At 68.5% G+C, this 9,942-nt stretch carries 8 protein-coding genes; 1 reads left to right on the top strand and 7 read right to left on the bottom strand.

What is annotated here, in order from left to right; translation table 11 throughout:
- The 4 genes from GRX66_RS12800 to GRX66_RS12785 all read right to left on the bottom strand — a co-directional run.
- On the bottom strand, positions 1 to 2,411 hold a 2,411-nt coding region (locus GRX66_RS12800), incomplete at its 3' end, for a right-handed parallel beta-helix repeat-containing protein (RefSeq protein ID WP_159526913.1).
- Complete coding sequence (locus GRX66_RS12795; protein ID WP_159526912.1) at positions 2,408 to 3,658, bottom strand: thrombospondin type 3 repeat-containing protein; 1,251 nt, start codon at positions 3,656 to 3,658, stop codon at positions 2,408 to 2,410. The genes GRX66_RS12800 and GRX66_RS12795, both read right to left, overlap by 4 nt.
- Before the next feature lie 66 nt (positions 3,659 to 3,724).
- A complete protein-coding gene (locus GRX66_RS12790; protein ID WP_159526911.1) occupies positions 3,725 to 4,933 on the bottom strand; it encodes an MFS transporter in 1,209 nt (402 codons plus the stop codon).
- 226 nt (positions 4,934 to 5,159) lie between these two features.
- Positions 5,160 to 5,732 carry a peroxidase-related enzyme gene (locus tag GRX66_RS12785; protein ID WP_159526910.1) on the bottom strand — a complete coding sequence of 191 codons (573 nt, stop codon included), beginning with the start codon at positions 5,730 to 5,732 and terminating at the stop codon, positions 5,160 to 5,162.
- Positions 5,733 to 6,120: 388 nt separating this feature from the next.
- Here GRX66_RS12785 and GRX66_RS12780 point away from each other — a divergent pair, with 388 nt between their 5' ends.
- Positions 6,121 to 7,902: an acyl-CoA carboxylase subunit beta gene (locus GRX66_RS12780; protein WP_159526909.1), complete on the top strand. Its 1,782-nt coding sequence runs from the start codon at positions 6,121 to 6,123 to the stop codon at positions 7,900 to 7,902.
- Positions 7,903 to 7,954: 52 nt separating this feature from the next.
- On the opposite strand, the gene GRX66_RS12775 is transcribed toward GRX66_RS12780, so the two are convergent.
- The 3 genes from GRX66_RS12775 to GRX66_RS12765 form a co-directional block, all read right to left on the bottom strand.
- Positions 7,955 to 8,329 (bottom strand): CBS domain-containing protein, encoded by a 375-nt coding sequence (locus GRX66_RS12775; protein ID WP_159526908.1) that lies wholly within the window; start codon positions 8,327 to 8,329, stop codon positions 7,955 to 7,957.
- Between the two features lie 83 nt (positions 8,330 to 8,412).
- Positions 8,413 to 8,841: a MauE/DoxX family redox-associated membrane protein gene (locus GRX66_RS12770; protein ID WP_159526907.1), complete on the bottom strand. Its 429-nt coding sequence runs from the start codon at positions 8,839 to 8,841 to the stop codon at positions 8,413 to 8,415.
- 34 nt (positions 8,842 to 8,875) lie between these two features.
- The coding region (locus GRX66_RS12765) for a M3 family metallopeptidase (RefSeq protein ID WP_233745510.1) at positions 8,876 to 9,942 on the bottom strand (1,067 nt) is incomplete at its 5' end.

The raw sequence follows: 9,942 nt of genomic DNA, 5'->3' as shown, positions 1-9,942 counted from the left end.
CCCGCGACGGTGAGCAGGTTCCCGTCCACGAGGAAGCCGGCGGCCACCCACGTCAGAACGGCGGCGCCGGCCAGGGCGTGCGTCGTCCGCCCGCTGAACGGCGGACGCGTGCCCCGAATCGAGAGGAACGTGCCGTACGTACCCAGTGCGAGCGCGAGCAGGTAGAACGCGGCGCCGATGCCGCCCCACAGCGACAACAGGCTGTCTACGAGGGACTTGTCGTCGGAGTCCTCGTCGTCCTGTCCGGCGGGCGTCGTGGTCGTGGGGGTGGTCGTCTGTTCAGTAGTGGTCTGGGTCGTCGTGGTCTCCTCGACGACGCGGACGGTCACGTCGACGGACGCGTCGTTCAGACTGCGCACGCCCGTGTCGTCCTCGACGGCGAGCGTGACCCCGTAGGTGCCCGGTTCCGCGAAGGACGTGACGTGCGTCGCCGACCCGCTCCCTGGGACAGTCTCACCGTCGACGGCGAAGTAGTACGCACTGATCTGTCCGTCGTCGCTCGACTGCTCCGCGGAGAACTGGACGGCGTCGCCCGGTTCGACGGTGGTCTCGTTCGCGACGAGCACCGCCGTCGGGCGCTCGAAGCGGGTGCCGAACGGCTCGCTGGCGAACGGCACCGGGTCGGCTTTCCCGCGGTCTGTCTCCACGGAGTCGCCCGCTCCGTTCGGGTTCAGTGTCGCGTGGTACGGCCCGGATTCCGCGCCCCAGTAGTTGTTCTCGGCGTCGATGCTGCCGTTTGCCGCGCTCCGAAGGCCAGTGAGGTGGCCGTAGACGTCGTTGTGTTCGAGGCTGACGTTCCCGGCCGAGTCCTCGACGACGACGCCGGTCGCCGTCCGGCCCTGCGGGGCGTCGCCCGGCCGCTCCCGGTCGGCGGTGTTCAACGCGATTGAGTTGTTCGCCAGGTGGGCGCCCGTGGGGCCGGCGTAGCGCACGCCGTCGACGTTCGCGACGACGGTGTTCTCGCGGAATTCGTTCGGCGCATCGCCCGCGCCGTGACCGGTGACGTCCACGCCGAAGCCGTCGTTGTCGATGAGGCTGTTGCGGTTCACGGCGAGGCCGGCCAGCACGTCGCTAGCTCGCACGGCCACGCCGTCGTCGCCGTTCCCCGTAATCCGGTTGCGCGCGACGTCGAGCCCCCCGATGCGGTTCGCGCCCACGTCCACCCCACGGTCGTCGTTCCCCGTGACGAGGTTACCAGTAACGGCCGCGTTGGAGAGCGCCTGCGTGCGCAACCGGACTCCAGCGCCGCCGTTCCCGCGCACGGTGTTGTCCCGCACAGCGAAGTCATCGACGACGACGTACGCGAGGTCGGCGTCGACGCCGTGGCGGTCGTTGCCCGAAAGCGTGTTCTCCGCGATTGTCAGCGAGACGCGTTCGAGGCCGCCTTCGGGCTTCTGCAGGCGCACCTGGACGCCCGTGCCCGAATCAGTCACAGTGTTCCCGGTGAAGCTGACGGGGTCTGCGACCGTCGCGTCCACCACCCGGATGCCAGCGTCGTCGACGTTCCGGAACGTGCTGTCGACGACGGCTACGTCTTCGAGGTCGCCGCCTTCGAAGCGAATGCCGTCCGTGCCGCCGTTGGTCACGCTGACGTCCCTGAATGTCACGTCCGTGGTGTAGTGGCCGTTCGACGTTCGCGGTCGCGCGTCGGTGGACTCAGTAGCCAACAGCACACCGGCTCGATTGACGGCTGAGACGTCGACGTCGCTGACTGTGACCCCGGAGATCTCCCGCGACCGCACGAGAATGCCGTTCGAACCGGTCGACGTGAACGTCGAACCCGTGACTGTGAGGTCCGTGACGGACTCGACGAACGGGTTCGTTTCCGGCACCGCGAACTCGACGCCCGCGTTGCCCAGCGAAGCGAACCGCGAGTCCGCAATCTCGACTCGCGGCCCGCCATCGCGGTCCCGTACCGCGACCCCGGTCCGGACGTGGTCGCGGACAGTCGCGTCCGCGAGTTCGATGGCCCCCTCGCTGGACGTCGCTGTGACCGCCGTCGTGCCGTACTCGACGAGCGTGTGTTCGAGCCTGAGCGTCGACTCCGAGTCGCCCGCGTACTCGATGGTCTCCCAGGTGCCAGCGGTCGGTGACGGCTCGGCGGTCGTGATTTCGACCGGGTCGGTGGCGGACCCGGCTGCGAGCAGGCTGCCCTCGACTGTCACCCTGACCTCCTCGGCGATGTTGACGGTGGTTCCAGGTTCGATAGTCAGCGTCGCGTCGGACGCGATGGTCACGTCCGTGCTGACGAAGTACGGGCCGTCTTCGGGCGTCCACGTCGTATCCGCCGTGACGTCGTCCTGGACGTACGTCGGGGACGCGTCCGACGCCGCGACCGGGCCGGCCGCACCCGCGACTACCGCGACTCCGAGGACGGCGACGACCGCGAGTGCGCGGACTGGTGCAGTCATAGCATCGTTGGCAGCGCGTAGGCGACTGGACTGGCGAACAGCCACGCGGTGGTGACCGTGCCAGCCAGCAGCGAGACTGCGACAGCGGCGTTCGCGTCCCCGTCTGTGTTCGTCTCGGCGATGGTTTCCGTCGCAGTTCCGGCATCGGCGGCTGTCGTCCCGGTGCCATCCTCGGCACTCGCAGTCGCCACCGACTCGTCGGTCGGCGACGTCGGGTCGGTCCCGCGCAGCACTTCCTGGCCGTCCTGGATGCCGTCGCCGTCAGTGTCGGGGTCCAGCGGGTCCGTGCCGAACCGCTGTACCTCGATGCCGTCGCGCAGTCCGTCGTCGTCAGTGTCGGGATCCAGCGGGTCCGTGGCGGTCTCCTGGTACTCGGTCAGGTCGGACAGTCCGTCGCCGTCAGTGTCGCTGACGGTGGGGTCAGTCCCGAGGTCCCGCTCGATCGGGTCGGCGAGCCCGTCGAGGTCGGTGTCCGGCGCGTTCGGCGACGAGTCATTGCCGATCTCCGAGGGGTCGCTCAGGCCGTCCTCGTCGGTGTCCGGCATCGTGTAGTCGGTGTCGGCGCGGACCTCCTCGTCGTCCCGGACGCCGTCACCGTCCGTGTCCGGGTCCGTCGGGTCGGAGCCGAACTGGTGGACCTCGAACCCGTCCGGCAGTTCGTCGTCGTCCGTGTCGGGGTCCAGGAAGTCGGTCTGTCCGGTGACCTCGTTCTGATTCGAGTAGCCGTCCTCGTCGAGGTCACCGCCCTTCGTCATGACGTGGATTTCGAAGGACTGGTTGTCGAGGAGCGGGCTCGTCCCAGCGGACGCCTCGTACATGCTTGCGTTCAGCGAATATCGGCCGGGCTCCAGTTCGCCGGCGTCCATCCTGACCGCCGCCTCAGTGGTCTGGAGTTCGCCCAGCGTCACCGCTGCGTGCGCCAGCGAATCGTCGCGGAGCGAGTGATAGCCGTAGTCCACGTTCTCGGTGATGCGGACGTCGTAGTCCGCGTAGTACGTCTCCGAGACGTTCAGGTAGTCGCCGACGGTCACTTCGAACGTCGTGGGTTCGTCGGCCCACACGTAGAAGACGTCGTCGGCCTCCGTCGCGGCGCCGGGACCAGTGGTGTCCACGGAGAGCACGCCCGCTTCGACTGTACTAGCGGACGCGGTACTCCCGCCGGCGAGTGTCGCACCCGGCGCGGCCGCAGCGACGACGACCAGGGCGACAGCGACGGTGAGAGTGCGAATTCGTGGACGGCGAAACACGTCTGTCCTTCGCGCTGTAACACACTTGAATATAGTGGTGCCGCCGCTGACTCGTTTAGGGACCGCTTACTCGGGGACGTGCGCGCTGTCGCCGCGGCGACTGGCCGGTGGCTCCCACGCGAACAGGAAGCCACCGCCTACCAGCAACAGCACCCCGAGTACCGCAAGGGTCGTCAGCGGCGTGGTGGCGTCAGCGACGACGCCGCTCGCGGGCTTCAGGGGGAGGCGGACGAGCGCGTACGCCATGGACGCCGCGCTCAGAACAGTCGCGCGCCCGACGGAGTCGACGTGGTCGTTGATGTAGCCGTTGGCGATGGGTGTGACCGCGGTGCGCGCGGACTTCACCAGGAAGAACGCGGGCACGGCCGCGACTGGCGCCACCAGCGGCACCACGAGGAACGCGGCGACGAACGCAGGCACGAGGACGACCGCCCACTGCGTGGAGAGCAGCGACTCGAGTTCGCTGGCGTAGTAGCTCGCGATCGCCGCCGTGACCGTGAACCCGGCGTACAGCGGTCCGAGGCCGGTCTCGGGGATGCCGACCGCGTTCGTCGCGACCGGTTGGATGTACTCGTCGACGGCGGCCACGACCCCGAAGAACAACGCCAGGTAGGCGACAGTCGAGCGCAGCGGCGGCCGGGAGAGCTGGCGCTTCACCACCGGGAGCGCGTCGAAGACGGTCAGCGTCTCGCCGTCGGTGTGGTGTTCGGTCCGTGGCATCGATGCCAGCACCGGAATGGACGCGGTCAACAGCAGGCCGCCCGCGACGAATGGGAGTCGCGGGTCGACGCTGTACAGCGCGCCAGCCGCGAGCATCGTCGCCGCAGTCAGCCACTGGTTGACGGACCCGGCGCGGCCGCGAACGCGCGTGAACGCGGACTCGTCGAGGCGTTCCGAAAGCGTCTCGTAGAGCCAGGCGTCCCCGCTGCCCGACTGGAACGCGGAGCCGAGGCCCCAGAGCACCCAGAGGCCAGCGAACGCCGGGAACGATTGTGCGGCGACGAATCCGAACACGGACGCCGTCTGCAGCACGGCGCCGACGACGAGGCTGTTCCGGCGGCCGATGCGGTCCCCGACGTATCCCGTCGGCAGCTCCCCGACGACCACCAGCCCCGCGGAGACGCTCCCGAGCAACCCGATTTCGGTGAACGAGAGCCCGCGGCCCAGCAGGAAGATGGTGAACACAGGCCAGAAGAACCCGTACGTGGTCGTCGCCTGGTAGAGGTAGTACTTCGCGATGATGGCGGGCGGGCGCTCCCAGCGGCCCCTCAGCATCGGCGCTCACCGTCCGCTCCGTGGGTGGCGCCGCCGACAGCTAGCATGCGAGTACGTGCCCGATCGGGGCCGAAAAGCGTTCCCTGAAACGAGTATCTGTATCGATACCGTCAGGTCTCGGGGGCATCGAGCGGTTCTGCGACAATGCATACCGGCCGAGCCGGCAGAGTCAGTCCCCGCGCGCCATCGGCTGGCAGGTCAGTCCCGCGTCCATCGGCCGGCAGGCTCAATCCCCGCGGCCCATCGTGTAGAACTCGTCGTTGGGGCGCATGTCGGCGACGACTGCCATCCGGTTCGAGAGGTTGAAGAACGCGGTCGTGGCGGCGATGTCCCAGACTTCCTCCTCCGAGAAGCCCGCGTCGCGGAGCGCCTGGACGTCCGCTTCCGTGACGGCCTCCGGGGACTCGGTGAGTTTGACTGCGAAGTCCAGCATCGCGCGGTGCTGGTCGGAGACGTCGGCGGCCCGGTGGTTGGTGGCGAGCTGGTCCGCGAGCTTCGGCGCGTCAGCGTAGATGCGGCAGAGCGCGCCGTGTGCGACCACGCAGTAGAGGCAGTCGTTGGCGCCGGAGACGGCGACCGTGATCATCTCGACTTCCTCGCGGGCGAGCGGCGAGTCGTCGACGAGCGCGTCGTGGAACGCGAAGAAGGCGCGGAAGTGGCTGGGCTTGTAGCTGAACGCGCTGAAGACGTTCGCGGTGAAGCCCGCGCGCTCGGTCTCTTCGTCGATTCGGTCGCGCAGGTCCTCGGGGAGGTCCTCGCGGTCCGGGACTGGGAACCGTCGCATCGCATCCTCGTTCATGCGTGGAGGCGGGGCGGCCGCCCCCATAGTTCTGCGGGATGCACTCGGGGAGAGAGCGCGAGCACTGGAGGCGACGGTCGGTGGGGGTCTGCTCGTGGACGACTACCGGTGGAGCGTTCGGTACACCCGCGGGAGCAGGACCGCGAGCGCGGCGAACACGACGGCCAGCAGCAGCGCGAGCAGGAGTTCGACTGGACCCATGTGTGAACTAGTACCACGGAAGGGCATAAGCTAGTTGGCCGTTCGGCCGGCAGAGCGCCGTCAGCCCGACCGAACTAGTCGGTCGGTGGTGTGGCGGCGGTGCCCAAGCGCGACCGAGGACGAACGGCCCGCGAGCCCGACGACCCAAAGAGAAAACTGTTTGCGTTAGCCCGAGCCACCCGGAACCATGAAGGTACGAATCGGCGCGGGCGCGACCGACGAGGAAGCCCACGCGGTCGCCGCCGCGCTCGCCGAGCACGTCAGCGACGACGTCGAGGTCTACCTCGGTGACGCCGACGACCCCGCGGCCGTCCACGAAGCCCCCGAACCCTCCGCGGGCGGCGAAACCGCGGAGCCCGAGGACGAACTAGGACCGACGCAGCGCGAGGAACAGCTCCGCGAGGAGATCCGGGACATCCTCGAGGGCGGCCCCGAGAAGTACAAAGCCCGCCTCTCCGAGCAGGACAAACTGTTCGTGCGCGACCGACTGGACCTCTGGTTTGGCGAGGAGGACGGCGACGGCGCGGGCGACCTGCTGTTCGAGGACGGGAAGTTCGCGCACTTCGACGCCTGGCACCCCGACAGTCCAGAAGTCGAGGAGGCCGACGACAGCAACCGCCTGCCCGCGGACGGCCTCATCACGGGCGCCGCCGACTTCGAGGGCCGCGACGTCCACTTCATGGCGAACGACTTCACCGTGAAGGCCGGGTCGATGGCCGAGCGCGGCGTCGAGAAGTTCCTCCGGATGCAGCAGCGCGCGCTCAAGACCGGGCAGCCGGTACTGTACCTGATGGACTCCTCGGGCGGCCGCATCGACCAGCAGTCCGGGTTCTTCGCGAACCGCGAGGGCATCGGGAAGTACTACTTCAACCACTCGCGGCTCTCAGGGCGCGTCCCACAGATCTGCGTGCTCTACGGGCCCTGTATCGCCGGCGCCGCCTACACGCCCGTGTTCGCGGACTTCACCGTGATGGTGAAGGGCATGTCGGCGATGGCAATCGCGTCCCCGCGCATGGTGAAGATGGTCACCGGCGAGGAGATCGAGATGCAGGACCTCGGCGGTCCGCAGGTCCACGCCGAGGAGTCCGGGAGCGCGGACCTGGTCGCCGACGACGAGGAACACGCCCGCGAACTCGTCTCGAACCTCGTGCAGTACCTCCCGGACAACAGCGACGAGAAGCCGCCGAGCCAGCCCGCGAAACCCCCGGCGAAGTCCCCTGAGGGCATCGACGGCCTGATTCCGGAGTCGCCGAACCGCGCGTACGACATGCACGACCTCATCGACCGCGTGGTCGACGAGGACTCCTTCTTCGAACTCAAGCCCGAGTATGGCAAGGAGATTCTGACGGGGTACGCGCGCATCGACGGCCGCACGGTCGGCATCGTCGCGAACCAGCCGACGGAGCGCGCGGGCGCCATCTTCCCGGACGCCGCCGAGAAGGCCGCGGAGTTCGTCTGGAAGTCCGACGCCTACAACATCCCCCTGCTGTACCTCTGCGACACCCCCGGCTTCATGGCGGGCAGCCAGGTCGAGAAGGACGCCATCCTCGAGAAGGGCAAGAAGATGATCTACGCCACCAGCGAGGCCACCGTCCCGAAGCAGTCAGTGGTCGTGCGGAAGGCCTACGGCGCCGGCATCTACGCGATGAGCGGCCCCGCCTACGACCCCGAGTCGACCATCGCGCTCCCGTCCGGGGAAATCGGCATCATGGGGCCGGAAGCCGCGATCAACGCCGTCTACGCGAACAAGCTGAACGCCATCGACGACCCCGAGGAACGCAAACAGCGCGAGCAGGAACTCCGCGAGGAGTACCGCGAGGACATCGACGTCCACCGCATGGCCTCCGAGACCGTCATCGACGAGATCGTGCCGCCGTCCGACCTCCGCACCGAACTCTCGAACCGCTTCGACTTCTACGAGGACGTCGAGAAGGACCGGCCGTCGAAGAAACACGGCACGATTCTATAGCGGCCCCGCCCGCAGGCTGCTATTCGGAGTGTCGGGGTGCTGACTAGTTGTGCTAGGACAGGTGCGCGGTGACGTCAGTCGAGGAGATCATGCCGACGTAGTCGTCGTCGACCACCGGGAGGTGTTTGATGCCGTACGTCGTCATCATCGCGGCGACTTCCTCCATGTAGAGGTCCGGCGCCGCCGTCTCGACGTCTGTCGTCATCACGTCCGCGACGGCCAGTTCCGTGACGTCTCGGCCCTCGGCGACGGCGTCGAGCACGTCCGTGCTGCTGATGATGGCGCGCGGCGTCGTCGTGACGACGAGTGCGCTGATGTCCTTTGCCCGCATCCGCTGGGCTGCCTCCATCACCGTCTCGTCTGCGGCGATTGTCTCCAGCGGCGCTGACATTACGTCCTCGACTGTGGGTCGCTCAGAAGAACTCATGTCCACCAGAATGGACGCGGGCACCAAGGTGTTTTCCCTGTCGGCAGCGAGGTGGAGGCGGACTCAGTTCCTGCCCCCGCGGTTCAGTCAGGCCGGAGCGCGTCCACGGACACCGCCCAGGCCAGCCCGGCGAGACCGACGTCCCGCGCAATCACGTCACCGAACTGGCCGGTCGTCGCCCACACGACCACGAGGTAGGCGACAGTCGCGGTGAGCGAGACGCCCGCGACCAGCCCCGCGACCGCCGTGTACCGGTCGGCGAACAACAGCCCCGCGAAGCCGAGTTCGAGGACGCCGTTCACCAGCATGAACGCAATCGGCGAGACGACGAGCCACGGCGCCAGCCAGTTCGTGACGTACGCCGCCCACGCGGCCGGGTCGAGGAGCTTGTGAATGCCGGCGGCGAGCAGCATCGCCGCCAATCCCCAGCGCGCGATTGTCCCCGGCGCGGGCGACCGAATCGCGTACCGCCGTGCTCGACGCCGAGCTGCCGAGAGTCGAGTCCGAGCCATCGTGTCGAAGGCGACGGACTACCGGGAGAAAGAGCTACTCCTCGACGGTCTCCGCGAACGCGTCCACGTAGGCTTCGAATCCGTCGACGGCGTCGCTGACGGCGCGTTGGCTCGTGGCATCGACGCCGAGGGCGTCGAGCGCGTCGACTGTCGGCTTCGACGTCCCGGCCTCGAGGAACGCGACGTAGTCCGCCGGCGCGATGCCGTTGCCGATGCCGCTTCGGGCACCCTCTTCGAGGCCGTCTGCGACAGCGAGCGCGCCCGCCGTCCCGAGGACGTACGGGTAGTGGTGGTACAGCGGGATGCTGTAGAGCCCGGTGGTCCAGCCAGCACGGAGGCGGTCGGTCACCTCGAGAGCGGGGACGAACTCCGCGTACAGGTCGCCGTAGGCGTCGTCCAGCCAGTCCGCCGTGAGGCGGTCCCCGTCCGCGACGCGCAGGTGGAGCCGGTGGGTGAACGCCGCCCAGCGCGCGGAGTAGTAGAGATTTGCGCCGACGCTGCGCACTGCTCGCGCGGCCACGGCGGTGTGCTCGTCGCCCGTGGTGGTTTCGAGCAGGTGGTCGGCGAGCAGCACCTCGTGGAGTTTGCTCGGGAGTTCCGCGACTGGGTCCGGGATGCCGGCGGTGACGTGTGGCTGGGCGGTTTGCGCGAGTGTGGCGTGGACCGCGTGCCCGAGTTCGTGTGCGAGCACGAAGACGTGGGTCAGCGAGCCGTTCCAGCGCGCCAGCACGAACGAGCCGGCGTCGGGCGCGTACGTCGCGTAGCCCGCGCCCTGCTGGGTCTTCCCCGGGTGGTCAAAGACGTCGAGGCGGCGCTGCTTGAAGACGGCGGCCACTTCGGACTGGTAGGCGTCGCCGAGCGGGGCGACCGCGTCCAGGATCAATTTGCGGGCGTCCTCGAAGTCGTACTCGGGGCTGGCGCCGTCGACCGGAACCGCGTTCCGGTCCCACGGCTGCAGGGTGTCGACGCCGAGCGCGTCCCGGCGGACGCGTTCGAGGCGGTGTTTCGGTTCGAGGTTGTCGCGGACGCGCCGACGAGCGCGTCGTAGACGTCCCGCGGCAGGCGTTGCTGGGGTCGGCACGCGACGTAGGGGTCGTCGCC

The organism is Halobacterium bonnevillei, assembly GCF_009831555.1.
Lineage (GTDB): Archaea > Halobacteriota > Halobacteria > Halobacteriales > Halobacteriaceae > Halobacterium > Halobacterium bonnevillei.
This window is presented reverse-complemented; position numbering and strand designations above follow the sequence as displayed.